General features: G+C 64.2%; 27 protein-coding genes. 18 read left to right on the top strand and 9 right to left on the bottom strand.

The window, feature by feature from the left end:
- Positions 1-18: 18 nt before the first annotated feature.
- Positions 19-1,101, top strand: a complete 1,083-nt coding sequence (locus tag K6G35_RS02670) for a ferritin-like domain-containing protein (protein WP_495676050.1) — start codon at positions 19-21, stop codon at positions 1,099-1,101.
- An 84-nt stretch (positions 1,102-1,185) separates the two neighbouring features.
- Here K6G35_RS02670 and K6G35_RS02665 read toward each other — a convergent pair whose 3' ends face one another.
- Complete coding sequence (locus tag K6G35_RS02665) at positions 1,186-2,520, bottom strand: MFS transporter (RefSeq protein WP_008640955.1); 1,335 nt, start codon at positions 2,518-2,520, stop codon at positions 1,186-1,188.
- A gap of 172 nt (positions 2,521-2,692) precedes the next feature.
- Positions 2,693-3,436, bottom strand: a complete 744-nt coding sequence (locus tag K6G35_RS02660; RefSeq protein ID WP_495676049.1) for a TetR/AcrR family transcriptional regulator — start codon at positions 3,434-3,436, stop codon at positions 2,693-2,695.
- A gap of 170 nt (positions 3,437-3,606) precedes the next feature.
- On the opposite strand from K6G35_RS02660, the gene K6G35_RS02655 reads away from it, so the two are divergent.
- A protein-coding gene (locus K6G35_RS02655; RefSeq protein ID WP_495676048.1) for an IS3 family transposase occupies positions 3,607-4,973 on the top strand; the annotation gives its coding sequence in 2 pieces (ribosomal slippage) (positions 3,607-4,084 and positions 4,084-4,973; 1,368 coding nt in all).
- Between the two features lie 79 nt (positions 4,974-5,052).
- Here K6G35_RS02655 and sodB read toward each other — a convergent pair.
- Entirely contained in the window at positions 5,053-5,631 is a 579-nt protein-coding gene (gene sodB, locus K6G35_RS02650) for a superoxide dismutase [Fe] (RefSeq protein ID WP_008640957.1), read from the bottom strand.
- 129 nt (positions 5,632-5,760) lie between these two features.
- Positions 5,761-7,146, bottom strand: coding sequence for an exodeoxyribonuclease VII large subunit (xseA, locus tag K6G35_RS02645; RefSeq protein WP_186425992.1), 1,386 nt, complete (start codon positions 7,144-7,146; stop codon positions 5,761-5,763).
- A 1,018-nt stretch (positions 7,147-8,164) separates the two neighbouring features.
- Between xseA and K6G35_RS02640 the strand changes: the two genes are divergently transcribed.
- From K6G35_RS02640 to K6G35_RS02610, 7 genes are all read left to right on the top strand, one after another.
- Complete coding sequence (locus tag K6G35_RS02640; protein WP_008644986.1) at positions 8,165-8,785, top strand: MotA/TolQ/ExbB proton channel family protein; 621 nt, start codon at positions 8,165-8,167, stop codon at positions 8,783-8,785.
- A gap of 17 nt (positions 8,786-8,802) precedes the next feature.
- A complete protein-coding gene (locus K6G35_RS02635) occupies positions 8,803-9,234 on the top strand; it encodes an ExbD/TolR family protein (protein ID WP_008644996.1) in 432 nt (143 codons plus the stop codon).
- Between the two features lie 143 nt (positions 9,235-9,377).
- The gene (gene lpxK / locus K6G35_RS02630; RefSeq protein WP_186425991.1) at positions 9,378-10,496 is read left to right on the top strand and encodes a tetraacyldisaccharide 4'-kinase; all 1,119 of its coding nucleotides are present in this window, start codon (positions 9,378-9,380) and stop codon (positions 10,494-10,496) included.
- Positions 10,477-10,686: a Trm112 family protein gene (locus K6G35_RS02625; RefSeq protein WP_286879626.1), complete on the top strand. Its 210-nt coding sequence runs from the start codon at positions 10,477-10,479 to the stop codon at positions 10,684-10,686. Before lpxK ends, K6G35_RS02625 begins: the two co-directional genes overlap by 20 nt.
- 17 nt (positions 10,687-10,703) lie before the next feature.
- Positions 10,704-11,513 (top strand): 3-deoxy-manno-octulosonate cytidylyltransferase, encoded by an 810-nt coding sequence (gene kdsB / locus K6G35_RS02620; protein WP_008644999.1) that lies wholly within the window; start codon positions 10,704-10,706, stop codon positions 11,511-11,513.
- Between the two features lie 334 nt (positions 11,514-11,847).
- Positions 11,848-12,513, top strand: coding sequence for an adenylate kinase (adk, locus tag K6G35_RS02615; RefSeq protein ID WP_008645000.1), 666 nt, complete (start codon positions 11,848-11,850; stop codon positions 12,511-12,513).
- Positions 12,514-12,656: 143 nt separating this feature from the next.
- On the top strand, positions 12,657-13,415 hold the full coding sequence (locus K6G35_RS02610; protein WP_011515393.1) for a 3-hydroxyacyl-CoA dehydrogenase: 759 nt from the start codon (positions 12,657-12,659) through the stop codon (positions 13,413-13,415).
- A 48-nt stretch (positions 13,416-13,463) separates the two neighbouring features.
- Here the strand turns inward: K6G35_RS02610 and K6G35_RS02605 are convergent, their stop codons facing one another.
- Positions 13,464-14,258 carry a helix-turn-helix transcriptional regulator gene (locus K6G35_RS02605; protein WP_051705302.1) on the bottom strand — a complete coding sequence of 265 codons (795 nt, stop codon included), beginning with the start codon at positions 14,256-14,258 and terminating at the stop codon, positions 13,464-13,466.
- 124 nt (positions 14,259-14,382) lie between these two features.
- Between K6G35_RS02605 and K6G35_RS02600 the strand changes: the two genes are divergently transcribed.
- A complete protein-coding gene (locus tag K6G35_RS02600; protein ID WP_008645007.1) occupies positions 14,383-15,153 on the top strand; it encodes a class I SAM-dependent methyltransferase in 771 nt (256 codons plus the stop codon).
- A gap of 36 nt (positions 15,154-15,189) precedes the next feature.
- Here K6G35_RS02600 and K6G35_RS02595 read toward each other — a convergent pair whose 3' ends face one another.
- On the bottom strand, positions 15,190-16,095 hold the full coding sequence (locus tag K6G35_RS02595) for a LysR family transcriptional regulator (RefSeq protein ID WP_008645008.1): 906 nt from the start codon (positions 16,093-16,095) through the stop codon (positions 15,190-15,192).
- Positions 16,096-16,192: 97 nt separating this feature from the next.
- Between K6G35_RS02595 and K6G35_RS02590 the strand changes: the two genes are divergently transcribed.
- A complete protein-coding gene (locus K6G35_RS02590; RefSeq protein ID WP_008645010.1) occupies positions 16,193-17,215 on the top strand; it encodes a bile acid:sodium symporter family protein in 1,023 nt (340 codons plus the stop codon).
- A 96-nt stretch (positions 17,216-17,311) separates the two neighbouring features.
- On the opposite strand, the gene K6G35_RS02585 is transcribed toward K6G35_RS02590, so the two are convergent.
- The gene (locus K6G35_RS02585) at positions 17,312-18,805 is read right to left on the bottom strand and encodes an N-acetylmuramoyl-L-alanine amidase (protein WP_008645014.1); all 1,494 of its coding nucleotides are present in this window, start codon (positions 18,803-18,805) and stop codon (positions 17,312-17,314) included.
- The gene (gene tsaE, locus K6G35_RS02580) at positions 18,799-19,332 is read right to left on the bottom strand and encodes a tRNA (adenosine(37)-N6)-threonylcarbamoyltransferase complex ATPase subunit type 1 TsaE (RefSeq protein ID WP_008645015.1); all 534 of its coding nucleotides are present in this window, start codon (positions 19,330-19,332) and stop codon (positions 18,799-18,801) included. Before tsaE ends, K6G35_RS02585 begins: the two co-directional genes overlap by 7 nt.
- A 16-nt stretch (positions 19,333-19,348) precedes the next feature.
- On the opposite strand from tsaE, the gene queG reads away from it, so the two are divergent.
- Positions 19,349-20,533 carry a tRNA epoxyqueuosine(34) reductase QueG gene (queG, locus tag K6G35_RS02575; protein ID WP_495676047.1) on the top strand — a complete coding sequence of 395 codons (1,185 nt, stop codon included), beginning with the start codon at positions 19,349-19,351 and terminating at the stop codon, positions 20,531-20,533.
- 18 nt (positions 20,534-20,551) lie between these two features.
- On the opposite strand, the gene K6G35_RS02570 is transcribed toward queG, so the two are convergent.
- A complete protein-coding gene (locus tag K6G35_RS02570) occupies positions 20,552-21,445 on the bottom strand; it encodes an AEC family transporter (protein ID WP_008645019.1) in 894 nt (297 codons plus the stop codon).
- A gap of 160 nt (positions 21,446-21,605) precedes the next feature.
- On the opposite strand from K6G35_RS02570, the gene K6G35_RS02565 reads away from it, so the two are divergent.
- From K6G35_RS02565 to plsY, 6 genes are all read left to right on the top strand, one after another.
- Positions 21,606-22,223: a chalcone isomerase family protein gene (locus K6G35_RS02565; RefSeq protein WP_152414966.1), complete on the top strand. Its 618-nt coding sequence runs from the start codon at positions 21,606-21,608 to the stop codon at positions 22,221-22,223.
- Between the two features lie 104 nt (positions 22,224-22,327).
- The gene (locus K6G35_RS02560; protein ID WP_008645024.1) at positions 22,328-23,308 is read left to right on the top strand and encodes a tripartite tricarboxylate transporter substrate binding protein BugE; all 981 of its coding nucleotides are present in this window, start codon (positions 22,328-22,330) and stop codon (positions 23,306-23,308) included.
- 185 nt (positions 23,309-23,493) lie between these two features.
- Positions 23,494-23,973: a methylated-DNA--[protein]-cysteine S-methyltransferase gene (locus K6G35_RS02555; protein WP_008645026.1), complete on the top strand. Its 480-nt coding sequence runs from the start codon at positions 23,494-23,496 to the stop codon at positions 23,971-23,973.
- Positions 23,970-24,878: a site-specific tyrosine recombinase XerD gene (gene xerD, locus K6G35_RS02550; RefSeq protein ID WP_495676046.1), complete on the top strand. Its 909-nt coding sequence runs from the start codon at positions 23,970-23,972 to the stop codon at positions 24,876-24,878. Before K6G35_RS02555 ends, xerD begins: the two co-directional genes overlap by 4 nt.
- Positions 24,879-24,900: 22 nt before the next feature.
- A complete protein-coding gene (ybaK, locus tag K6G35_RS02545) occupies positions 24,901-25,392 on the top strand; it encodes a Cys-tRNA(Pro) deacylase (RefSeq protein ID WP_008645031.1) in 492 nt (163 codons plus the stop codon).
- A gap of 92 nt (positions 25,393-25,484) precedes the next feature.
- Positions 25,485-26,093, top strand: a complete 609-nt coding sequence (plsY, locus tag K6G35_RS02540; RefSeq protein ID WP_008645034.1) for a glycerol-3-phosphate 1-O-acyltransferase PlsY — start codon at positions 25,485-25,487, stop codon at positions 26,091-26,093.
- The last annotated feature ends 70 nt before the right edge of the window (positions 26,094-26,163 follow it).

The following is a 26,163-nucleotide window of genomic DNA, read 5'->3' as shown; positions in this document are numbered from 1 at the left end:
CAAGCCAAAGGAGACGTCATGACATCGATGCACCGTTACACCCTGCCTGTGGACCAGACCGGCTGGTCCGTCGGCAGCCAGGTAGCGACAGAGTTCAACTGGGAATACGACAATGGGTCGTCCAAGCTGCTGCAGCTCTACGAGACGAGCAAGAAGCAGCAGTGGAATGCGAGCGACCGGATCGACTGGTCCCGGGAGCTGGACCCGGAGAACCCGCAGGAACTCGATGACCGCATGATCCCGATCTACGGCACCAAGCTGTGGGACAAGCTGGGCCACAACGACCGCATCGAGGTACGCCGCCACCAGCAGGCGCATTCGCTGTCGCAGTTCCTGCATGGTGAACAGGGCGCATTGATGGTCTCCGCGCGCATCGTGCAGATGGTGCCTGGCATGGATGCCAAGTTCTACGCAGCCACGCAGACGATGGACGAGGCCCGCCACGTCGAAGCCTATTCGCGTCTGCTGCATGAGAAGGTCGGCCTGCTCTATCCCATCACGCCCGGTCTGAAGTCGCTGCTGGAAACCACGCTGACCGATTCGCGCTGGGACTTCTGCTACCTCGGGATGCAGGTGCTGGTGGAAGGGCTGGCGCTCGCCGCCTTCCAGCGCATTCGCGACTTCGCGAAGAACCCGCTGGCTGCTTCGATCAATGCCTACGTGATGCAGGACGAGTCGCGCCATGTCGCCTTCGGCCGCACCGCGCTGCGCGGCTACTATCCGCAACTGACGGAGGCCGAACAACGCGAACGCGAGGACTTCGTGATCGAAGCCTGCCAGTTGATGCGCGAGCGCTTCGACCAGAAGGAAGTCTGGGGCCGGCTGGGCCTGCCCGAGGACGAATGCGCGCAGGCGGTACGCGATTCGGAAACCATGCGACTGTTCCGCCAGCGCCTGTTCAGCCGGATCGTGCCGACGGTCAAGGACATCGGTCTGTGGAGCCAGCGCGTGCAGGACGCGTTTGCCGCCATGGGCGCGATCGAGTTCGCCAACGTTGACGTCGAAGCCCAGTTCGCCAACGATCACAAGGTAGCCGAGGAATTCGACGCGCGCCGCCATGTGATGGACACCATCAAGCAGGCCACCGACAGCGCGCACTGAATCCGCGCAAGTGAAAAAACCCGGCAAATACTTGCCGGGTTTTTTTTCGTGCCAGAGATTCGCCGGCAAGCCGGCCTCTGTTCGTTAGCCTTGCAGCCGTCGCAGCGAACGCTCGGGATGCTGACCCAGCCAGCTCATTACGAATCCCGTCAGCATCACCGCGCCGCCCAGTGCAAAGCCAAGTTCGTATCCATGGGCAAGGTCGCCCGGATGCGCCTGCACGAACCATCCCATCGTGATCGGCGCGATGGCGCCCGCACAGGTGGATATCGCGACATTGAGCGCGACGATGGCGCTGCGTTGTGCGTCGGGCGTAATCTCGGCCAGGATCGCCGGGCCGAACGAGAACACCATGTTCGGCAGCGTGGCCGCAGCGGTGAGCAATACCAGCCGATAAGGCGTCGGCATCGGCACGAATGCAGGCACCAGCAGGCCCAGCCCGCCCACGCCGACGCAAACGGCGCCGAACAGCACGCGGGCCACACGCGTGGATGCGCCACGCTGCAACATGCGCTGCGAGAGCCAGCTCAGCGTCATGCTGATGGGGATACCCGCGGCAACCTGCACGGCGAACACCTTGCCCGCGCTGATGCGATCGAAGCCGAGCGCCTGCTCCAGATAGGAAGGAATCCAGGTCAGCACCAGCGCAAGACTCCAGTACGCCGTGAAGCCGACGAAACAGGCCGACAGAATCGTGGGGTCGGTCAGCAGCTTGCGGTAAGGCACACGTCGCGGCAAGGTATCAGCGCGCGCGGGCCCGTCATCGGCGGCGGCCGAACTCAGCGTGCCCTCGCGGCCGAAACAAAGCCAGCCCAGCCCCCACACCGCCGACGCAATCGCCAGCATGATGAAGTTGGTGCGCCATCCCCAGTTGTGCGAGACATAGGGCACGAGTAGGCCCGCCAGCAGCAGCCCGATGACCGCGCCCTGGTTGATCAGCGTCACCGGCAGATTGCGCTTGTCATGCGGGAACCACTTGAACAGGGCATGTGCCGAGACCGGAAAGCTCGGTCCCTCGCCCGCGCCCAGCGCTACCCGCGAGGCCAGCAGCACCCATGACTTCGACGCGAAGGCGACCGGAAGCTGGACCACCGACCAGATGAACGCCATGCACAGCAGGATCCATCGCGAGGCCACCCGATTACCGATGAAGCCGACCACGACCGCCGACAGCGAGAACAGCCAGAAGAAGCTGCCGGCGATCACGCCGAAGCTCGTGGGCGTCAGATGAAAATCCTCCATGATCGGCACGGCCAGCATGCCCAGCACGACCTTGTCGAGGAAGTTGATGGCGGAGAAGGCAGTCAGCCAGATGGCGATGGTCCATGCCTTGCGTGGCTGATAGACATTGGCCGGGCCGCTTTCCTCAGCCTCTTGCGGCAACACACTGCCTCGTGACGATGTCAACGCTTCTGCCATATTCGTAGTCTCCTTGCGTGCTCGCGCGCGCACCGGGGGCGTGCCGGAAGGCATGTGCCATCCGACCGGATTACGAACGGTAGTGCTATTTTTCGGTTCAGACAGCAGAGGGCAAATACTGATAGGGTTTCGCTCGGGAAACGCCTAACGCGAGACGCGCGATAACTGGAGGCTAGCGCTTGCTGCGGCGAGGCGCCGCGGATGCTACAGGCGCGACTGCCTCAGGCAATCCGAGGTAGCGGACCATCATGCGATTCAGGTGCAGCGCCAGAGCATCGTCATCGAGATGCAGCGGCCCCGGATCGTTGAGCAGGATGTTGGCGAGCGTGCCCACCATGAACTGCAGCGCGGCGCGGACTTCAAATTCCGCTGTGTCCTGGGGCCGATCGCCCAGCTGCGCTGCGAGCGACGGCACGACCAGCCCGTAGATCCGCCGGTTGGCATCGCGCATCGGGTTGTCGCGCGCGTCACGCGCCGAGTAGTGCCGCAGGAATCCCCTGAACAAGCCACGATTCAGCCGAAACTGGCCGACGTAGCCGCTGATGATGCGCTCGACGATCGCCTGCGCGGGACCCGCCTGCCAGACAGGCTCCTCGTCGATCGAGCGTTGCATGACGTCCTCCGCCTCGCGCAACGCCACTTCGAGCACATAGCCGAGAAAGGCCTCTTTGTCCTTGAAACGCCCATAGAACGCGCCAATCGACGTGCCCGCCCTGGCAACGGTCTCGTTCAGCGAAATGTCGTCGAGATTGCCGCGCTCCTCGGCCAGCGCGCGGCAGGCCGCCACCATCTTCTCCAGACTCTTTTCGCTACGCGACTGCAACGGCGGACGCACCACCTCTTCGGCGCCTCGCCTGGCCGACCGGGCGCGGGATGCGGTAACGGACCGGGTCGAGGGCTTGGTAGACGTGGGCATGACAGTGGGTGAAAGCCGTTCGGGAACAGTGTGGATTATGCGGCAATTCACCCTGTACTCAGCACGATGAATTGGCCTCTGTTCATCACCCGCGCCCCAAAAAAACAAGGCCCTCGCTATGAACTGCACCCCAAGAGTTGGACACCGATCCAACCCTTGGGGTGTTTTTCATGGTGAGACACGACGAGCAACTGAAGCTCAAGGTAGTGAAGCGATATTTAGCCGGAGGTATCGGTTATAGGGCGCTGGCGCAGGAGTATGGAGTGGCGCGTACGCTAGCCCGGCAGTGGGTTGCTCAGTATGAACTCCACGGTCAACGCGGCTTACGGCGCAAGGGGCACAGTAAGTACAGCGCAGAATTCAAGCTCGCGGCGCTTGAGCGCATGCGGCGAGACAACCTGTCGCAATCTCAGGTGGGAGCGATATTGGGGATTCGTGATCCGGGGGCCATCGGCCGCTGGGAACGCCAGTATCATGAGGGTGGTCTGTCTGCACTATTGCCCCGTCCCAAGGGACGCCCCCGGAAGATGCCGAAAACTCTGCCACCCGAACCCCTCCCACCGGAATCCGAGCCGGATCAGCGCACCCGTGAGCAGTTGCTCAAGGAGAACGAATACCTGCGCGCGGAGGTGGCGTACCTAAAAAAACTCGATGCCTTGATTCGAGTGGAGCAGCGTCAGGCACCGCGCGCAAAGCGCAAGTAGTACTCGAATTGAGGCAGCATCATCCATTGGCCATCCTGCTTAATGTGGCAGGACTGGCGCGCAGCACCTTTTACTACCAGCAGAAAGTCCTGCTGGCCGGGGATCGTTACGCTGAACTCAAGCAGCGCATCCGCTCGATCTACGAGCACCACCGGGGCCGATATGGCTATCGGCGCATTACCGCGGTGATCCGGCAGGCTGGCGAGATAGTCAATCACAAGTTGATCCGGCGCCTGATGCTGCAGTTGGGCTTGAAGTCGCTGGTACGACCGAAGAAATACCGCTCTTACCGGGGAATGCTGGGACGGGTGGCGCCGAACTTGCTCAACCGGCAGTTCGCTGCGCAACGGCCCAACGAGAAATGGGTGACGGACGTGACCGAGTTCAACGTGAAGGGGCAGAAGCTGTACCTATCGCCGGTCATGGATCTGTACAACGGCGAGATCATCGCCTGGCAAAGCTCCACACTGCCCACCTTCGATCTGGTCAGCGGCATGCTGAAGAAAGCGATCTCACACCTTAAACGTAGTGAGCGGCCCTTGCTGCATTCGGATCAGGGCTGGCAGTATCAGATGCCAGCCTATCGACGCCTGCTGGGCAAGAAGGTCCGACAGAGCATGTCACGCAAGGGCAATTGCCTTGATAATGCCGCGATGGAAAGCTTCTTTGGAACGCTCAAGTCGGAGTTTTTCTACCTGAACGAATTCGACAGCGTGCAGCAGTTGCAGGCTGGCATCCGGCAATACATCCACTACTACAACCACGAGCGTATCCGACTGAAACTAAAGGGGCTGAGTCCCGTGCAATACAGGACTCAGCCCTTGCAAGCCTAGTCTTCTTGAACCGTCCAACTTATGGGGTTCAGTTCACTAAGGAGGGCCTTGTTACTCAGCTTCGACTTGCCGAATTCGCTCAGGCGAAGTTCTTCGACGCGAAGTCCCAGCTCACGACGTTCCAGAATGCCTCGACGTACTTCGGACGGGCATTGCGGTAGTCGATGTAGTAGGCGTGTTCCCACACGTCGCAGGTCAGCAGCGGCTTGGCGTCGGTGGTCAGCGGGGTGGCGGCGTTGGAGGTCGACACCAGGTCCAGCGAGCCGTCGGCCTTCTTGACCAGCCAGGCCCAGCCCGAACCGAACGTGCCCACGGCCACCTTCGTGAATTCTTCCTTGAACTTGTCGAACGAACCCCACTTGGCGTTGATCGCGTCAGCCAGGGCGCCGGTCGGCTGGCCACCGCCGTTCGGCTTCATCGATTCCCAGTAGAACGTGTGGTTCCACACTTGGGCAGCGTTGTTGAAGATGCCGCCCGACGACTTCTTGACGATCTCTTCCAGCGATGCGCTCTCGAACTCGGTGCCCTTGATCAGGTTGTTCAGGTTCGTGACGTAGGTCTGGTGATGCTTGTCATGATGGAACTCCAGGGTCTCCTTGGAGATATGCGGAGCGAGGGCATCATGCGCGTACGGGAGAGAAGGGAGCTTGTGTTCCATTGTTCTGTCTCTGCGGTTTGTGGTGGGGAGAACTGCCGATTGTAGGTGACTTGCCAGACCCGCGCAAACGACGCCGGAAAGCCCCCTGCCCTCATGTTAGTTTCCCCGACACAGGGCCGGGGGCAGTTGTCAGAAGCTTGCCAGCTTGGCCTGCACACCGGCGATTTCGATGTCGGCAACCCCGTCCGCCAAATGGGCCTCCACAATGCTGCCCGCACGCAACTCGACCGGCGACCGCAGGGCTCGGCCACGATTGTCAAGCAACACCGCATAGCCGCGCTCGAGCGTGCGTTGGGGCGCCAGCAGCTCCAGCGCACCCGACGCACGCGCCAGGCGTGCCGTCTCGCGCTCATGCCGCCGCGCGGCGGCAGCTTCCATACGTGCCGCCAGGCGGCCCAACTCAGCCTGCGCCGCGCTAATGTCGGGCTTGCAGGCACGCCAGCGCATCGCCAGCACGTCCACGCGGTGGCGCTGTACGGCCACCGTATCGCGCAGTGCCGAGCGCATGTGCCGGGCCAGATTGTCGACCTGGGCGCGACGCTCCTGCAACTGCGCCTGCGGGCTGCGCAACCTGCGTCCGAGCCATTCCAGATGCTGCGCGCGGCGCTCGAGTTGCCGGTCCATTGCCTGCGCCAGCGCATCGCGTGCGCGGCGCGTGGCCTGGAGCAGATGCGCGCGGTCGGGGCTCACCAGTTCCGCCGCGCCGGTAGGCGTCGGCGCGCGCACGTCGGCCACGAAATCGGCGATCGTGAAATCGGTTTCGTGACCGACACCGGAGACCACGGGCACGGCACACCGCGCGATCGCATGGGCCACCACCTCTTCGTTGAACGACCAGAGGTCTTCGATACTGCCGCCGCCCCGACAGAGGATCAGCACGTCGCACTCGCGCCTCGCGCTGGCTGCGTCGAGCATCGCGGCGATTTTTTCCGCAGCGCCCGCCCCCTGGACTGGCACCGGATAGACGATCACCGGCACATGCGGGGCGCGGCGCTGCAACGTGGTCAGCACGTCGCGCATCGCGGCGGCCTGCAGCGAGGTCACCACGCCGATCACACGCGGATGATCCGGAATGGGGCGTTTCCGCTCAGTATCGAACAGACCTGCCTGCGCCAGTTTTTCCTTGAGCCGCAGGAACGCCTCGTAGAGATTCCCGAGCCCGGCACGACGCATGGCTTCGACGCCGAGCTGCAGCTCGCCACGCGCCTCATACATCGACACCAGCGCGCGCACCTCGACAGCCTCCCCTTCGCGTGGCGAGAAGTCGACATGCTGATTGCGTCCGCGAAACATCACGCAACGAATCTGCGCGCGTGCGTCCTTGAGCGAGAAATACCAATGCCCGCTGGCCGCCCGCGTGAAATTCGAGATCTCTCCCCGGACCCAGGCGAGTGGAAAGCTGCGTTCGAGCACTCCGGCGATGGCGTGATTCAGTTCACTGACCTGGATCACATCACGGGTGCGCGTGGGCGGCTGAGACGGCATCGCGCGCGGAAAGTTCTCGTTGTCTGGCATGGTTCGCAACCGCGCACGCGGCCTGGGATGGACATGTCCACAGCATACCGGCAATGTCAAGGGGCACCTCCCCCTTCACGCGCGCCTGGCCGCAATCCGCATGTTCTGGTGCAAGCCTTTGATTCTTATGATTTTTTGGACGGCGCAAAAAACAGGCAATGTAAGAGAAAACCTTACGCGTCAACGACTTACCGAAAGGCCACTTGGCTTGTTCACAAAGTTATCCACAGAAGCTTTGGATAAATGATTTGTCAAGCGTCAATGCTGTGGATAATCGCGGCGATGGCATCGCGACTCAAGCTGCAGCAATGTCGGTCCGGCGAAATGTCCTCACCACGTCACGAGGGGTTGTGGCACCGCAAATGCTCATTTTTTAGGCAGCCAGTTACAGGGCCAATCGAATCAACGGTTTACGTTGCTTCTCCCGTGCTTATCCACAATGCGTCCACAGTACTGTCCTGAACAGATGTGGAAAGTGACGGGCTTACCGGATTGACTGCCGGACCGGCGCCACACCCGAACTGCACGTTTTTTAGGCAGACCTCGCTTCCCCCTTGTCGATCAAGGACTTAGCACGCTTTTCCGATAACTTTCCACAACCGATCCACAATCCTGTCCCGCGTATGTGTGGAAAGTCGCCGCCACGCCCATCTAAAGCGGTCGGAAGCGGTCGGAACAGGTGCCGGCAGCCGTTGCGCCGAAGCCTGCCCAAAAAACAGGCAGGCCACGCGCCTTCCTTTGCGATCAATGGGTTAGCGTGCTTTTCCGCATGCTTTCCACAATCGGTCCACAGTCCTGTCCCGCACAAATGTGGAAAGCTGCCGGCGTGCGGCGATGCGCACGGCAGACACCGCGTATTTGCGCGGCTTGCCCCGCGCCAAGTCGCGGGGTAGAGTGGCGCCTGCAATTTTTCGAGCATTGCCGCTGCGCGGGGCGCGTCCCGGCGCATCAAAGGCTGCCACGCATCAATCGTTCTGATTTCGGGTCTGTCGTTCGTTTGTAGAATTCGGGGGTCCACGTGTTTTCCATCATTCAAGCGGCCGGCTGGCCGATCTGGCCGTTGCTGCTCGCGTCGGTCATCGCACTGGCGCTAATCGTCGAGCGGTTCATTTCCCTGAAGCGCAGCAAGATCCTGCCGCCCAAGCTGTACGAGGAGGCGCTCTCCGCCGCCCAGCAGCGCAGGGCGACGCCCGAGGTCGTGAACACCCTTGAGCAGAATTCGCCGCTTGGCCGCGTGCTGGCCGCCGGCCTGCGCCACGTGGTGCTGCAACCGCAGACGTCGCGCGACGCCGCCAAGGACGTGGTCGAGGAAGCCGGCCGCGTGGTCGCGCACGAACTCGAGCGCTACCTGAACGCATTGGGCACGATCGCCTCGGTGGCCCCGCTGATGGGCCTGCTCGGCACAGTCATCGGCATGATCGAAATCTTCGGCAACCAGGGCGGCACCGGTGCCAATCCGGAGCAACTCGCGCACGGGATCTCGGTGGCGCTCTACAACACCGCGTTCGGCCTGATCGTCGCCATCCCAGCGCTGATTTTCTGGCGCTATTTCCGCCGCCGCGTGGACGACTACGTGGCCGAGCTGGAATTCCGCGCGACCTCGTTCCTCGACGCCATCCTGCCCCAGCGGCGGGTGTAACGCCGCGGGAGCGCGCCATGCATTTCCGTTCCCGTCAGCGACGCGAGGAGCCGGAGATCAACCTGATCCCGCTCATCGACGTGTTGCTCGTGATCCTCATCTTCCTGATGATCACGACCACGTATTCGCGCTTCACCGAACTTCAGATTCAGTTGCCGACGGCCGATGCCGAGCGGGCGCAGCAGCGCCCGACCGAGATCGTTGTGTCCGTTTCGGCGCGCGGGGTCTATTCCGTCAACAAGCAGGTGCTGGAGCAGACGGATGTCACCAGCCTCGCCGACCAGTTGCGTAGCGCAGCCGGTCCGGCCAGCAACGGGCAACCGCCAGTGGTCATCGTCAACGCCGATGCCCAGGCCACGCACCAGGCCGTGATCAATGTGATGGAGGCCGCGCGCCTTGCAGGTCTGTCGCGGCTGACGTTCGCCACCCAGAGCAGTCAGAAGCGATAAGACGCTGGACGCCCCGCAGTCCCGGCGCGGCGAACGGCAGGCTTGCGGCAAGCGTCGGGCAATGCCCATAATGTCTGCATTCTGTCTGCATCCGCCCGGCGCCACCCTAGCGGTGGCGCCGCCCGTTCCCGTCCCCGATCTTCATGGCCGCTCCCCAACACACCCTCGCCGACTTCGTCACCGACCAGTGGCAGCGCCGTAGCTGGTTTGCCTGGCTGATGTGGCCGCTGTCGCTGCTGTTTGGCCTGATCGCGCGCATTCGCCGGTACGGCTATCAGCAGGGATGGTTCAAGTCGACCCGTCTGCCGATGCCTGTCATCGTGGTCGGCAACGTGACCGTGGGCGGCACCGGCAAGACCCCGGCCGTGATCGCGCTGGCCCATGCGCTGACGGAAGCCGGCCTGCGCCCGGGCGTGGTTTCGCGTGGCTACGGCGTGAAGCTGAACCACCCGCGCCGCGTCAAGCCGACCTCGAAGGCTGCCGACGTCGGCGACGAGCCGCTGCTGATCGCACGCGCCGCGGACGTCCCGGTGTGGGTCTTCCCGGACCGCGCCCTGTGCGCGCAGGCCATGCTCGTCTCGCATCCCGGCGTCAACGTACTACTGCTCGATGATGGCCTGCAGCACTACAAGCTCCAGCGGGACTTCGAGATCGTGATGTTCGACACGCGCATGGGCGGCAACGGCATGATGCTGCCGGCCGGCCCGCTACGCGAACCGCTGACCCGGCCACGCGACGCCACGCTGATCAACGATCCGAATTTCCGCGCCACGCCAGACAAACCCGACGTCTACGGCATGCGCCTGGAGCTCGACGAGGCCTGGCAGCTCAACGATCCGACGATGTCGCGCGACGTGTCCAAGTTCGCGGACAAGCGAGTGCTGGCGGCAGCCGGCATCGGCCACCCGGAACGCTTCTTCGCCAGTCTGCGTCAGGCGGGGCTCTCCCCCGCCACGATGCCGCTGCCGGACCATTACGATTTCGTGCAGGACCCGTTCGCGGACAATCCTGCCGCGCTCGAAGCCGACGTGATCCTGATCACCGAGAAGGATGCCGTAAAATGCGAGCGCTTCGACGACCCGCGTATCTGGGTCGTCCCCACCACGCCCGTGATCGACGCGGGCCTGATCGATAAAATCCGCCGCGTCGTGCAGGCGCGCAACCCGGCCATCGCCACACCCGTCACCGTGGGGCAATCCACCGCCACCGGGATGGCCGACGGTCTCGACAAGGAACACCAAGATGGACAACCGGCTGCTTGAAATCCTCGTTTGCCCGCTGTGCAAGGGCAAACTGGAATACGATCGCGCCGCCCAGGAACTGATCTGCCACGCCGACAAGCTGGCCTACCCGATCCGTGACGGCATTCCGGTCATGCTGGCGGACGAAGCGCGCCAGACCGTGCCGGGCCGTGTGGTACCGGTGGAACCCTCGGCGCCGACCGGCAATTGATGGGCAATGGTCGCACGATGAGCATCCCGACCTTTACCGTTGTCATCCCCGCCCGCCTCGCCTCCACGCGGCTGCCTAACAAGCCGCTGGCCGATATCGGCGGCCATCCGATGATCGTGCGCGTGGCTGAACGCGCCCACGCATCGTCGGCCCAGCGCACCGTGGTGGCAACAGACTCGCAGGAAGTTGCGCAGGCCTGCGCCGCGCATGGCGTCGAAGCCGTGCTCACGCGTGCCGACCATCAGTCCGGCACCGACCGGCTGTCGGAAGTAGCGGCACAGCTCGGGCTGGCCGATGACGCGATCGTCGTCAACGTACAGGGCGACGAGCCGCTGATCGAGCCGACGCTGATCGACGAAGTCGCGCTGCATCTGGCGGCGCACCCTGACTGCGCGATCGCCACGGCAGCGCATCCGCTGGACGACGTGGCCGAAGTATTCAACCCGAACGTGGTGAAAGTGGTCTGCGACAACGCGGGCCGCGCGCTCTATTTCTCGCGCGCGCCGATTCCGTGGGCACGCGACGCCTGGTCTGCCGTGCCGGCCCAGCCCGCTGCCACCGCGCAAGTCCCGCTGCCGGCCATGCCGGTGCTGCGTCACATCGGCATCTATGCCTATCGCGCGGGCTTCCTGCGCCGCTTCCCGACGCTGGCGGTCGCGCCGGTCGAACAGACCGAAGCGCTCGAGCAACTGCGCGCCATGTGGCATGGCGAGCGGATCGGCGTCATGGTGACGGCGGCTGCACCGGCGCCGGGCGTGGACACGCCGGCGGACCTGGAACGCGTGCGCGCGCTATGGGCGCAGGGCATGGCTCAGGAAGGGCCGTGACAACATTCGCCCGCTGAAGTTCACACTGCTGCAACTTCGGCGGGGGCCGAATCCATACGGCCCATGGCATAATGCTTGCCGAAACAGAGTCCGTGAGGCGCGTTCGCCGCACTTCGCAAAGACTCGGTGGGGAGATAGAGATCGAGCCCGACCGGATGCGCGCGTGCCCGCTGGCACCTGCTGCGCGCCCGGCGCGTCGAGCATGACCTGACTCCGGCACATGGCTCGACTCGTACAGTCTGGCCTGACCGCGTAAGTCCTGCGTCAAGTTGCGGCGGTACCCTCCTTCCATCCCTCCCGCCAGACCGAATTCAAATACCTTGAGGACCCGTAAATGCGTTTGATCCTGTTGGGCGCACCTGGCGCCGGCAAAGGCACGCAAGCCAAGTTCATCTGCGAGAAGTTCGGCATTCCGCAAATCTCCACGGGCGACATGCTGCGCGCCGCGGTGAAGGCGGGCACGCCGCTGGGCATCGAAGCCAAGAAGGTGATGGACGCGGGCGGACTGGTGTCGGATGACATCATTATCGGCCTGGTGAAAGACCGTCTTAAGCAGCCTGATTGCGAAAAGGGCTACCTGTTCGATGGTTTCCCGCGCACGATTCCGCAGGCCGAGGCAATGAAGGAAGCCGGCGTGGCGATCGACTACGTGCTGGAAATCGACGTGCCGTTCGACGCCATCATCGAGCGCATGAGCGGCCGCCGCGTGCACGTGGCGTCGGGCCGGACCTACCACGTCAAGTTCAACCCGCCGAAGGCCGACATGGTCGACGACGAAACGGGCGAAGCACTGATCCAGCGCGACGACGACAAGGAAGAGACGGTGCGCAAGCGCCTGGACGTGTACTCGCAGCAAACCCGTCCGCTGGTCGATTACTACTCGAACTGGGCCGCCAACGGCGATGCCTCGGCGAAGGTATCGCCGCCGAAGTACCGCAAGATCGCGGGTCTTGGAGAAGTCGACAAGATCACGACAAGCGTGTTCGACGCGTTGAAGTAAGTCGCGAAGCGCTTCCAGCATCAAGAAGAAGCGGCCCTGGGCAACCGGGCCGCTTTTTTATTTGCCGATCGGTTCGCGCGGTTCGTACAATAGCCTCCAATTGACGTTAACGTAAACGGCATCTACAACGAGGAGACAGACGCATGGACATTCAGGGCAACGTATTCATCGTCACGGGCGGCGCATCGGGGCTCGGCGCGGGCACGGCGCGCATGCTGGCGGCTGCCGGCGGCAAGGTCGTGATTGCCGACCTCAACGAAGCCGCGGGCACGGCGCTGGCCACGGAGCTTGGCGGGCAGTTCGTCAAATGCGACGTGGCGTCGGAAGCCGACGGTCAGGCGGCCGTGGATGCCGCGCGGAAGCTAGGCCGGCTCTCCGGGCTGGTCAACTGCGCGGGTATCGCCGTGGCCGCCAAGACGGTCGGCAAGAACGGACCGCATCCGCTCGATGCGTTCGAGAAGACCATCCGCGTCAACCTGATCGGCACTTTCAACATGATTCGCCTCGCCGCCGCGGAGATGGTGCAGAACACTCCCGATGCCGAAGGCGAACGCGGCGTGATCATCAATACGGCCTCGGTCGCTGCATTCGATGGCCAGATCGGCCAGGCTGCGTATGCGGCATCGAAGGGCGGCGTGGTAGGCATGACGCTGGCCATCGCGCGCGATCTTTCCCGCGACGGCGTGCGCTGCCTGACCATCGCCCCAGGGTTATTCGAAACACCGATGCTGCTTGGGATGCCGCCGGAGGTGCAGGAGGCGCTCGGCAAGATGGTGCCGTTCCCGCCGCGCCTGGGCCGCCCCGCGGAGTACGCGAAGCTGGTCCAGTCGATCATCGGCAATACGATGTTGAATGGCGAAGTGATCCGCCTGGATGGCGCGATCCGTATGCAGCCGAAGTAAGCCCGCGCGTCGCCCGATGCAGGACGACTCGCGGCGAATCGCGCCGAATCAGGCTGTTTCCGGCAGCAGCATCACCAGCATCATCCCCGGTGCAGCCGGGGGTACCAGCGTGAGCTGTTCGAAATAGACCAGGCCGCGCGTCGGGTGATGAAACCCGCGCCGGCCGCCTTGCCGCTCGTCGACGTCCTGCGAACGCCAGGCCGCCGCGAACGCGGGGCTGTCTTCCATGAGCCGCTCGATCAGTGCGCGTGTCGGCGGATCTTCGGCATGACGCAAGCTGTGAACGCGAAACTCGGCCACGAGCCGTGCGGCGCGGTGCGGCCAGTCTTCCACCAACGCCTGCAACGCCGTCGGCAGGAACATCGCTCGCAGCAGGTTCCGCTCCCCGGACGCCGCATCGAGCCAGCCGACGAACAGGTCGGCGGCCGCGTCATTCCATGCCCGGGCGGTCCATTGGCGATCCAGCAGATAGGCAGGCCCCGAGATCGCCTGCACGCTCGCAAGCAGTGCGGCGGGCACGGCGGGCTCGGCATCCTGGCGCGGTTCGGGCTTGCCGGCCAGCGCGAACAGATAGGCGCGTTCGGCGCGAGACAGTCGCAGGGCCTCGGCCAGACTGCCCAGCGCGCGCACGGACATCGCCACCGGTCTCCCCTGCTCCAACCACGTGATCCATGTAGCACTCAAACCCGAAAGTTGCGCGACTTCCTCGCGCCGCAATCCCGGCGTGCGCCGCCTGCGGCCAGGCGGCAGGCCGACGTCGCTTGGCGTCAGCCGCTCTCGGTGGGTGCGCAGAAATGCGCCGAGTTCAGCTTCGCGACTGACTTGAGTGGGTTCGATGGACATGACTGGTGGTGCTTATACCAGGATAAATCTGTGACTTGTACCGGGAAAAGAGCACATCTACAGTACGTGAACCCCCGGGCCCGGGCAATCCCCATCGCCAATCCGACAAGAATCGAGGCACCCCATGCAACAACAGGAACTCGTCGCCGCCCAGTTCGGCGCCACCGCCAATGCCTACCTGACCAGCGCCGTCCATGCCCAAGGCGCCGATCTCGAACAACTCAAGCAAGCGCTGGCTCACCTGAAGCCGGTGGCGCGTAGCCGTGTGCTTGACCTGGGCTGCGGCGCAGGCCACGCAAGCTTTGCTGCTGCAACGGTTGCCAACGAAGTGGTGGCTTACGACCTGTCGGCGGAAATGCTCGACGTCGTGGCAGGCGCGGCACGCGATCGCGGCCTTGGCAACGTCAAGACACAGCAGGGTGCTGCCGAGCAACTGCCGTTCGACGACGCCAGCTTTTGCGCCGTGGTCTCGCGCATGAGTGCCCACCACTGGCGCGACGTTCCCGCCGCGCTGCGTGAAATCCGCCGCGTGCTGAAGCCGAACGGCAAGGTAGCGCTGATCGACATCGTCGGCGCCGAAGACCCGCTTTGCGATACTTGGCTGCAATCCGTGGAATTGCTCCGCGACCCATCGCACATCCGCGACTACACGCCGACCGTGTGGACGCAGATGTTCGAGGCTGCCGGATTCCAGGTAGAGGTGTCGCCGGTCTGGCGCATCGACATCGAGTTCAGCAGCTGGGTGGCCCGGATGCGCACGCCAGAAGTTGCGGCGGCCGCGATCCGCCACCTGTGGGAAAAGGCGCCAGCCGAAGTTCGTGATCGCTATCGCGTGCAGCCCGACGGCAGCTTTGCGCTGGAAGCGGCAATGGTGACCGCCTCTCCCCGCGCGTAACAGCCCTCCCCTCAGTCCTCCCCTCGCCGGTCGCAGTCAGCCCGTCGCAGTTTCGGCCGGGATCGCCATGGTCTGGACCATGTTCCAGACCGCGGCCGCCGCCGGTGACAGCGACCGGTCCTCGCGACGGACCATGACGATGCTGCGTTCCTCGCGCGGCGTCAGCGGCTTCGAGACCAGCGGGGACGCCTCGGGCAACGGCAACGAGAAGGACGGCAGGACCGAGGCCCCGATCCCTGCCTCCACCATGCCGAATACGCTGGCGGAGTGCCCGAGTTCCTGCACCACCTGCGGCACCGCGCCATGACGGGCGAAGATCCGGTCGATCAACGGCCGGCTGCCGGAGGCAAAATCGAGCAGCACCAGGCGCTCGCCGTGCAACGCGGTCCAGGGCACCGAATCCGCCTCGGCCAGTGGATGGTCGCGCCGGCATACGAAACAGAACGGATCGGTGGCGAGCGGCGCGATGGTCAGCCCCTCACGTGCCATCGGATCGATCAACACCCCGAAATCGACCGCGCCGGCGCGGATCTGCTCGAGGCCGTCGGCCTGGACGTTGTCGCGCACGAACAACCGGATGTCGGGATACTGGCTCGCGCAGGCCGCCACATACATCGGCATCAGTCGTGCCGAGATCGTCGGGGCACTGGCTATCACAACCCGACCGCGATAGCGTTCACCGGACTGCCGCGTCTCTTCCAGGGTGTCGTCTAGCTGGCCCAGCAACCGCTCCAGCGCTGGTACCAGCGCCGTTCCAGCCTCGGTCAGCACGACTTCCCGCGTCGTGCGATCCAGCAGGCGTACGCCAAGTGCCTCTTCAAGCTCAGCAACACCCCGACTGACCGCCGGCTGCGTCAGCCCGACGGCATCCGCTGCCCGGCTGAAACTGCCATGCCCCGCCACCGCCAGAAAGACCCGCAACTGCCGCAGTGTGTAATTCATGCAACGTTGAAATGAATGGATGAAATAAATGAATTTGCATTCTAGACAGGACGAGGGTCCAATACCAAGCAGAAACCCTTACGCACTATCCCTATCAATGTCCGCCATTCTCGCCCCCTTCAAAAAGATCTACGACCTGATCGACGGGTTCGTGCTGATCATGTTGACCGCCATCGGCATCGCGCTGATTGCCCCTGAAATCGGAACCGGTGACGGCCCGCTGCGCCTTGGCGTGGTCACCAATCTCGGTGTCGCCCTGGTGTTTTTCCTGCACGGCGCCGCATTGTCGCGTGACAAGCTCGTGGCGGGTGCCAAGCATTGGCGTCTGCATGTGTTCGTGCAGTCTTTCACGTATATCGTGTTCCCGATCGTCGGCGTGCTGCTGATGCTGTCGCTGCGCAACACGCTGCCGCCCGAGTTGCTGCTGGGCGTGTTCTATCTGTGCGCACTGCCGTCCACGGTGTCGTCGTCGGTGGCGATGACGTCGATGGCACGTGGCAACGTGCCCGGCGCCATCTTCAACGCCACGATCTCGGGCCTGATCGGCATGGCGCTGACCCCGCTGCTGATGGGCCTGGTGATCAGCGCCAGCGGCGCGTCGATGCCGCTGGGTCGCGCGCTGATGGGCGTGGCGCTGCAACTGCTGCTGCCGTTCGCGCTGGGTCAGGCCGCGCGTCCGTTGATCGGCAACTGGCTGGCCAAGAAGAAGCAGATCACCAACAAGATCGACCGTGGCGTGATCGTGCTGATCGTCTACTCGTCGTTCTGCGACGCCACCGCCGCCGGCCTCTGGCATCAGTACCACTGGCAGACCATCGGCGCAGTGATGGGTATCGCAGCCGTCCTGCTGTTCGTGATTCTGGGCACCACCACGTTCACGGCACGTCGCCTGGGCTTTTCGGTGGAAGATGAAATCACGGCCGTGTTCTGCGGCTCGAAGAAGAGCCTTGCCAACGGTATCCCGATGGCCAAGATCCTGTTCGCCGGTCATCCGGCCCTGGGCCTGCTGGTGCTGCCGCTGATGGTCTATCACCAGCTCCAACTGATTGTCTGCTCGGTCATCGCCGCGCGGTACGCAAACCGCGATGACGTGGAAACGCGTGAGGCGGTGCGTGCCTGAGACAGGCTTGTCGATCAAAAGAAAACGGCGCCCCAGGCGCCGTTTTCTTTTGCATGGTGAAGGGTGGCCCGCTGTCGCATTGGCCACCGTCGACCATCACACCGATGGATTCTTCGACAGCGGCGGATTGCGCGCGAAGTACGCCTTGATGCCTCGCAGGATGGCGTTGGCCAGTTGCTCCTGATGGCTGTCGTCGTTGAGCTTGCGCTCTTCCTCGGGATTGCTGATGAACGCGGTCTCGATCAGGATCGACGGAATATCGGGCGCCTTGAGCACCGCGAATCCCGCCTGCTCCACGCTGCCCTTGTGCAGCTTGTTGATCCCACCGATCTCCTGCAGCACGGACCTGCCTACCTGCATGCTGTCGTTGATCTGCGCCGTTGTGGACAAGTCCAGCAGCACACGCGCCACCTGGGCATCCTTGTTGCCCATATTGGCACCACCGATCAGATCGGCATTGTTTTCCTTGTTGGCCAGCCAGCGCGCGGCGGAGCTTGACGCGCCGCGTTCAGACAACGCGAACACCGATGCCCCACGCGCCTCGGGCGACAGGAAAGCGTCGGCGTGGATCGACACGAACAGGTCTGCCTGCACGCGGCGGGCCTTTTGCACGCGCACGTTGAGTGGCACGAAGAAGTCCGAATCGCGCGTCATCATCGCGCGCATATTGGGCTGCGCGTCGATCTTCGCGCGCAGGCGCGTGGCGATCTGCAGCACCACATCCTTCTCGCGCGATCCCGCGGCACCGATCGCCCCCGGGTCTTCACCACCATGTCCGGGATCGATGGCCACGGTCAGCAGGCGGCGCATCTTGAATTCGCTTGGTGGCGGCAGATTGGTCCGCGCCGTCGGCGGCGGCGCCACGGGCGCGGGGGACGGCAGGGGGGGCCTGGGCTTCACGCCGGCCAACGCGGGAGGCGGAGCGGTAGTCGGCGACGGAAGCTGGTCCCGATCCTCGAACTTGCGCACGATCGCACCGATTGCATCTTCTTCCGCGCCAGCGGGCGCACCGGACACACCATCGGTACCGGCAGGCGGCGGCGCGGCGGCGAATCGCCGCTGCTTGTCCTCGGTATCACGCACGAGCTTCCAGAGCGGGTCGGGCGGATTGACCGGATACAGGTCGAATACGAGTCGATTGCGGTAGTCGCTGATCGGCGCAAGCGTGAACACCTGCGGCGAGACGTCTTCCTTGAGGTCGAACACCATCCGCACCACGCGCGGGCGGTTCTGTCCCACGCGCACGGACTGGATATACGGATCGTTCGGCGTGATCTTCGCCACGAGTTCGCGCAGCGTCGGCGACAGGTCGAGCCCGTCGATGTCGACCACGAGACGGTCCGGGTTGCGGATCATCTGGTGCACGGCCACCAGGCGCTCGTCGGACTCGATGGTCACCCGCGTGTAGTCCTCGGCCGGCCACACCCGCACCGCGACGATGCCGGCGCCAAAGGCAATCTGCGGCCCGGCAATGGTCAATACGACCGTACCGGCACTGGCTTTCAGCGCCTGCGCCATCCATTTGCGGCGGGCCTTCAGCAGTCCGTCGGGTCCATCGGGTCGGTCGGTAGCGAGTCGCTTGATCAGCATGCGTTCAGCAGGGTAAGTCCAGTGGGAGTATAGGCGCGCAGCGTTGCCATGCGGCGATCCGCGCCCGCATCGGCCCCGTTATCGGCCCAATGTGAGACACGATTGTCCGATTGGAGCAACACATGGAGGTCTGGTTCCCCCAGCAGGCGGCCCGCCTTTTCCGGCCACTCCACAAGATTGAGCGCCGGTTCGGCAAAACAGTCGCGAAATCCTGCGTCGATCCACTCCTCGGGGTCGGCGAAGCGATAGAGATCGAAGTGGTAGACCGTCAGCGGCGATCCATCGGCACGCAGCACTTCATAGGGTTCGCACAGCGTGTAGGTGGGACTACGCACCTTGCCGGCGTGTCCGAGCGCGCGCAGCACGGCGCGCGTCAGCGTGGTCTTGCCCGCGCCAAGGTCTCCGGACAGCTGCAGATGGATCGTGCGCGGCGGCATCGCGCGCGCAGCGGCGGCCAGCGCCGCGCCAAACCGTTCGGTGGCGGCTTCGTCCGGTAGCGGCAGAATGCGTTCTTCGAGCAGGGGCATTGCGTACAATTCAGGAATGATCGACCGAGTAGTTCCCGCCTCCTCCCCCGCGAAAGACCCCGTTCCGGTGCCGTCCACGTCGTCCCCGCAAGCTGCCAGGGACTCTCTGGCGTCGCTGGTGGCACAAATTCGTGCCTGGGGGGGTGAGCTCGGATTCGATGCGATCCGCATCGCCGATGTCGATCTTCGGCACGCCGAAGCGGGCCTGTTGGCGTGGTTGCAGGCGGGCTACCACGGCGACATGGATTATATGGCCAACCACGGCACAAAGCGCGCCCGCCCGGCCGAACTGGTGCCCGGCACCGTGCGCGCCATCGTCGCGCGCATGCCCTATCTGCCCATGCAGCGTGACGACGACTGGCGCCGGCACGAACTCGCCCGCCTCGACGACCCCGCGACCGCCGTGATCTCGCTCTATGCGCGTGGCCGCGACTATCACAAGGTACTCCGCAACCGGCTGCAGCAGCTGGCGGCCCGTATCGAGACCGCGATCGGCGCGTTCGGCTACCGCGTCTTCACCGATTCGGCCCCGGTCATGGAGGTGGCGCTGGCCAGCCAGGGTGGCCTGGGCTGGCGCGGCAAGCACACCCTGCTGCTCGACCGCGATGGCGGCTCGATGTTCTTTCTCGGCGAGATCCTCGTCGATATCCCGTTGCCCGCCGATTCGGCCGAGGCACCGCACTGTGGCAACTGCCGCCGCTGCATCGACATCTGTCCGACCCAGGCCATCGTGGAGCCCTATCTGGTGGATGCGCGGCGTTGCATTTCTTATCTGACGATCGAACACAAGGGCGCGATCCCCGAAGACCTGCGCGCGCCGATGGGCAATCGCGTCTACGGTTGCGACGATTGCCAACTGGCGTGCCCGTGGAACAAGTTCGCCCATCGCGCCACGTTACCGGACTTCGACGTGCGCAATGGCTTCGACGCGCCCGACATGGCAGCACTGTTCAGTTGGAGCGAAGCAGAGTTCAACCAGCGGCTCGAAGGCAGCCCGATCCGGCGGATCGGTCATGAACGCTGGCTGCGCAACCTGGCCGTAGGCCTCGGCAACAGCCTGCGCGCCGCGGCAGTGAACGATCCGGCGCTGGCCGACCGCATCCGCGCGTCACTCCACACACGGCTCGATGCGGCCACGCCACTGGTGCGCGAGCATATCGAATGGGCGCTCGCGCAGGACCGGGCCCCTGAGCGCGGCTAGGCGGCTACGCGTAGGCCGCTAGCTCACCAGCGACAGCCACACCGGCGTGGTCACGATCGCCACGACGGTCATCGCGGAAATCGTCGCAGCCACCATTGGGCCATTGCCGCCCATGCGCACGGCCAGGATGTACGAACTCGATGCTGTGGGCAGCGACGCGTAGACCACCACGATCTGGTACTGCAACGGAGTCAGCGGCAGATACTTCCCCACCAGCCACGCAAAACAGGGCATGGCCAGCAGCTTTACGCCGCTCCACCAAGCCATCGGGCCGGCCGTGCCGGTGGCCCCGCTCATCTGCAGCCCGGCGCCGACGGTCATCAGCCCGAGCGCGGTGGAAGCCGAACCCAGCCGATTCAGCGTCATCGCCACCACCTCGGGCGGATGCAGGCCCAGCAGGTTCGTGACCAGCCCAGTGGCCGTGGCCAGGATCAGCGGATTCCGGACCAGTTCGCGCAGCACACGCGCCTCGCCATGCTTCGCCAGCGCCCACACCGCCACGACGTTGCACAGCGGCACCGTCACCCCGACGACCAGCGCCATCAGCGCCAGGCCCTCGCCATTGCCAAGCCGCGCGGCCAGGGCCAGGCCAATGTAGGAATTGAAACGGAAGGCTGTCTGCAGGCCCGAGGCGAAATCCGCCGGTGCCGGCCGCAACACCCACTTGACCAGATATCCGGTGGCCATGCCGAAGACCATCGTGAGCAGGGCCAGGCCGAGCATGGCGGACGTCGACGAGAAGTCGAACTTGGCGCTGTTCGTCGATTGCAGCAGCAGTGCAGGGAACAGGACGAAGTAGACCAGGCGCTCCACTCCGGCCCAGAAACCGCGGTCGAATGGGGTGTATCGAACCAGCAGCCAGCCAATCAGAATCAGGCTGAAATCCGGGACCAGCAGGAGTGCGGAAGACATTGTCTCGTTTGTTTTGTCGTTTTCATCACATCTGCTCGTTTGCCTTGCATCATGAAATGTGCAGCCTAGGGCAGATACGGATGGGTATTTTTTCAGAATTCCGGCAGCATGGCACGCTGTATTTCGTCTCGCCCGCGGTTTACCCGCCGCCCGTCGCACCATGAAGTCCCTGAAGTCTCCCTCCCGTACGACCGCCCTTCCCCGCCGTTTCGCCGCCACGCTGTGCGCGACGCTGGCGCTTTGGATGCTGACGCCACCTGCATCGGCGATGGTCATCGAGGGGGTTCGCTTCGACGACGCGACGCGGCTCGGCGGCAAGGAACTGGCACTCAACGGCGCCGGCTTGCGCTCGGTATTCGTGATCAAGGGCTATGTAGCGGGCCTGTACCTGCCCGAACGCGCCCGCAATGCAACGGTGGCGCTGGCCACGCGCGGGCCCAAGCGGCTGCAACTGCGCGTGCTGCGGGAAGTGGAGGCGGAATCGTTCATCAAGGCGCTCAACGAAGGCTTGCGCGAGAACCATTCCGAGCTGCAGATGAAGATGCTGGCCGATCGCCTGGCGCAGCTCCAACAGACCATGACCGAGATGGGCGCCGCGCACCGTGGCGACATCATCAATTTCGACTTCACGCCCGAAGGCGGCACCGTAGTGGCGCTCAACGGCATCCCACGCGGCCAGGCCATTGCCGGCGAAGACTTCTACCAGGCCGTACTGCGCATTTTCCTGGGCGACCATCCGGTAGACCGCAACCTCAAGCGCGGCCTGCTGGGCGGCTGACCCATGCACGCCGCCGTGCCGCGCAAATCCGCGCAAAGGCACGCCGGCGATTCCAACCCCGGGTGTGATCCGCCCGGCTTTCACGTACGGGAGATCCTTTCCTCATGCAAGCTCGCAAAACCGCATTGATCGCTGCCGTCGCGGCGGCTGCCTCCGTGGCGTCGGTGGCTCACGCGCAGAGCAACTATCCGACCAAGCCGATCCGCCTGATCATTCCGTTCGCGCCGGGCGGCACCACCGACATCGTCGGCCGTGGCGTGGCGGATCAGATGAGCCGCATCCTGGGCCAGACGGTCGTGGTGGAAAACCGCGCGGGCGGGGGTGGCTCGATCGGCGCCGATTCGATCGCCAAGGCGGCGCCGGACGGCTACACGATCGGCATCTCCACCGTGTCGACGATGGCGGTGAACCCGGCCTGCAACCCGAAGCTCTCCTACGACCCGATCAAGGACTTCAAGCCCATCGCGAACGTGGCCAACGTGGCCAATGTGATCGCCGTGAACCCGAACTTCCCGGCCAAGGATTACAAGGAGTTCCTGGCGGTGCTGAAGGCCAACCCGGGCAAGTACTCGTACGCGTCGTCGGGCACCTGCGGCTTCGGCCACATGCTCGGCGAGCAGTTCAAGGTCTCGACCAAGACGTTCATGGTGCACATTCCGTACCGTGGCGCGGGCCCTGCCCTGAACGACGTACTGGCTGGCCAGGTGCCGATCATGGTGGACAACCTGCCGTCGTCGATGCCGTACATCAAGGCCGGCAAGCTGCGCCCGATCGTGGTGGCCTGGAACAAGCGCGTCGAGGGACTGCCTGACGTGCCGACCTTCGGCGAAATGGGCCTGAAGGAGCCGAACGACCCGGCCTGGTACGGTCTGGTGGCCCCGGCCGGCACGCCTGACGACGTCATCAACAAGCTCAACGCCGCGGTGGTGAAGGCGCTGCAGGACAAGGCCTTCGTCCAGCGCCTGCAGGCGGCTGGCGCCGAACCGTCGGGCAATACGCCGGCGCAGCACGCCGCCGAAATCAAGAAGGAATTCGACAAGATGAAGAACCTGGTGAAGGTTCAGAACATCAAGCTCGAGCAATAAGCGGGTATCCGCAGGTAGCGAGAAAGGACCTCCACGGAGGTCCTTTTTTGTTGCGCCTGACAGACGCGGCGCCAGCATTCTTCCCCTGTCCGCCCCCGCCGAGCGGGCGGGTCGTCCCATTGCATTCGATATGCATCTGGAATCGGCATAAAATCGCTCATCGCCACGTTATCCCGCCATCCACCATGCAACATCACTTCGATGCCGTCCTGCCCGCGCCATTTGGCAAGGTCGGCGTACGTGTCGATGGCACGCAGGTTCACGAAATCGTCTATCTGCCCGACAGCTTTGCCGAAGTCCCGCCAACCAGCGCGTTGACAAAGCGCGTGGCGGAGCAGCTCGACGCCTACTACGCCAATGCGGACACCGTGTTTGACCTGCCGCTGGCGCGGCGTGGCACGGACTTCCAGCGCAAAGTCTGGGCAGCCATCAGCGCCGTGCCGCGAGGCGGCCTGACGACCTACGGCACCATTGCGAAATCGCTGCAGAGCATGCCGCGCGCCGTGGGCCAGGCCTGCGGACAGAACTGGTTTCCGATCGTGGTGCCATGTCATCGCGTGGTGGCGGCCAACGGACTCGGCGGCTTCGCGCATCATGGCGAGGAAGGATTCCATCTGGGCGTGAAGCGCTGGCTGCTGCGCCATGAAGGCGCGATGCTGCTATGACGGCCGCACTCGATGGCGACCTGTCGCTGGTCGACCGGTTCTGCGATGCGTTGTGGCTCGAAGATGGCCTGGCACGCAACACGATCGACGCCTACCGGCGCGACCTGGCCATGCTGGCGCGCTGGCTGCACGAGTCTGGCGCCACGGCGCTGCTGGGCGTCGACGACACCGCGCTATCCGGATACTTCGCCGCGCGTCACCTGGAGACACGCGCTTCCTCGGCCAATCGCCGCCTGACTGTGTTCCGCCGCTTCTATCAGTGGGCCCTGCGCGAGCACATGATCGAGGCGGACCCCTGCCTGCTGCTGCGCCCCGCCAAGCAGCCGCCCCGGTTCCCGAAGACGCTGTCCGAGGCACAGGTGGTGGCGCTGCTGGAAGCCCCCGATATCGAAACGCCGCTGGGCCTGCGGGACCGCACCATGCTCGAGCTGATGTATGCGAGCGGGTTGCGCGTGTCCGAGCTCACGAACATGAAGACCATCGAAGTCGGCCTGAATGAAGGCGTGGCGCGCGTGGTTGGCGGCAAGGGCAACAAGGAGCGGCTGGTGCCATTCGGCGCGCAGGCCGGCGACTGGCTGCATCGCTACCTGTCCGATGCGCGCCCCACGTTGCTGGCGGGCCGCGCGTGCGACGAACTCTTCGTCACGCAGCGCGGCGAGGGCATGACACGCCAGACGTTCTGGCACCTGATCAAGAAACACGCGCGTGACGCGGGCATTCACGCCCCGCTTTCCCCGCATACGCTCCGGCACGCCTTTGCCACGCACCTGCTCAATCACGGCGCCGACCTGCGCGTGGTGCAGTTGCTGCTGGGGCACGCCGATATCTCCACCACGCAGATCTATACGCACGTCGCGCGCGAGCGCCTGCGCGAACTGCACCTGCATCACCATCCGCGCGGCTGACCCGCGCGACCGACCACCCGATATGAGCAAGAGCAAGCACGTCTCCGAAACCCCCGCCACGCAAATGCTGCGCAAGCACGGCGTCACGTTCGGCGAGCACACCTATGACTACGTCGACCACGGCGGCACGGGCGAATCGTCACGTCAGCTCGGCGTGCCCGAGCACGACGTGGTCAAGACACTGGTGATGGAAGACGAAGCGGCCAAGCCGCTGATCGTGCTGATGCATGGCGACTGCTCGGTCTCGACTAAGAATCTCGCACGGCAGATCGGCGCCAAGAGCGTGCAGGCATGCAAGCCCGAAGTGGCGCAGCGCCACAGCGGCTATATGGTTGGCGGCACGTCGCCCTTCGGCACGAAGAAGAAAATGCCGGTCTATGTCGAGGCGTCGATATTGACGCTGGACAAGATCTACATCAATGGCGGCCGCCGTGGATACCTGGTCAGCGTCGCGCCGTCGGTACTGGAAGCGCTGGTTGGCGCCAAGCCGGTGGAATGCGCGCTGCCGGACTGACACCGCGTATAGGGGAAAGTCACGGAGTTGGATGACCCGGCGCCGCGCTACAATCGCGCCAGCCTGAAATTCCTAGCCCTATTCCCACAGAAATGATCAACCTGCTCTTCGCCGTCATCGCTTACCTGATCGGATCGGTGTCATTCGCCGTCGTGGTCAGCAAAGTCATGGGCCTGCCCGATCCGCACAGCTATGGCTCCGGCAACCCCGGCGCCACGAACGTGCTGCGCACCGGCAACAAGAAGGCGGCCATTTTCACGCTGATCGGCGACGCACTGAAAGGCCTGGCAGCGGTGCTGCTGGCCAAACACTTCGGCCCGGCATACGGCGTGGACGAGACCGGCATCGCGCTGGTGGCGCTGGCCGTGTTCCTCGGCCATCTGTTCCCGCTCTACCATCGCTTCGCGGGCGGCAAGGGCGTGGCTACGGCCGCCGGCATCCTGTTCGCGATCGATCCGATCCTCGGCGCCGGCACGCTGGCCACGTGGCTGATCATCGCGTTCTTCTTCCGCTATTCGTCGCTGGCCGCGCTGATCTCGGCGATCTTCGCGCCGTTCTTCTATGTACTGATGAATGGCGTGGACATCATGGCCGGCGCGATTCTGGTGATCAGCGTGCTGCTGATCGCGCGCCACCGCGCCAACATCGCAAAGCTGCTGGCGGGCAAGGAAAGCCGGATCGGGGAGAAGAAGAAGGTTTGAACGTCTGAAGCACAAGCTGTGTGCTCCCCTCTCCCATTCATGGACGAGGGGGAAGCCTTCGGCAAAGTTA

This window comes from Cupriavidus sp. HY129, from assembly GCF_059492215.1.
Note: the sequence above shows the minus strand (reverse complement) of the source record. Positions and strands in the feature narration are given on the sequence as shown.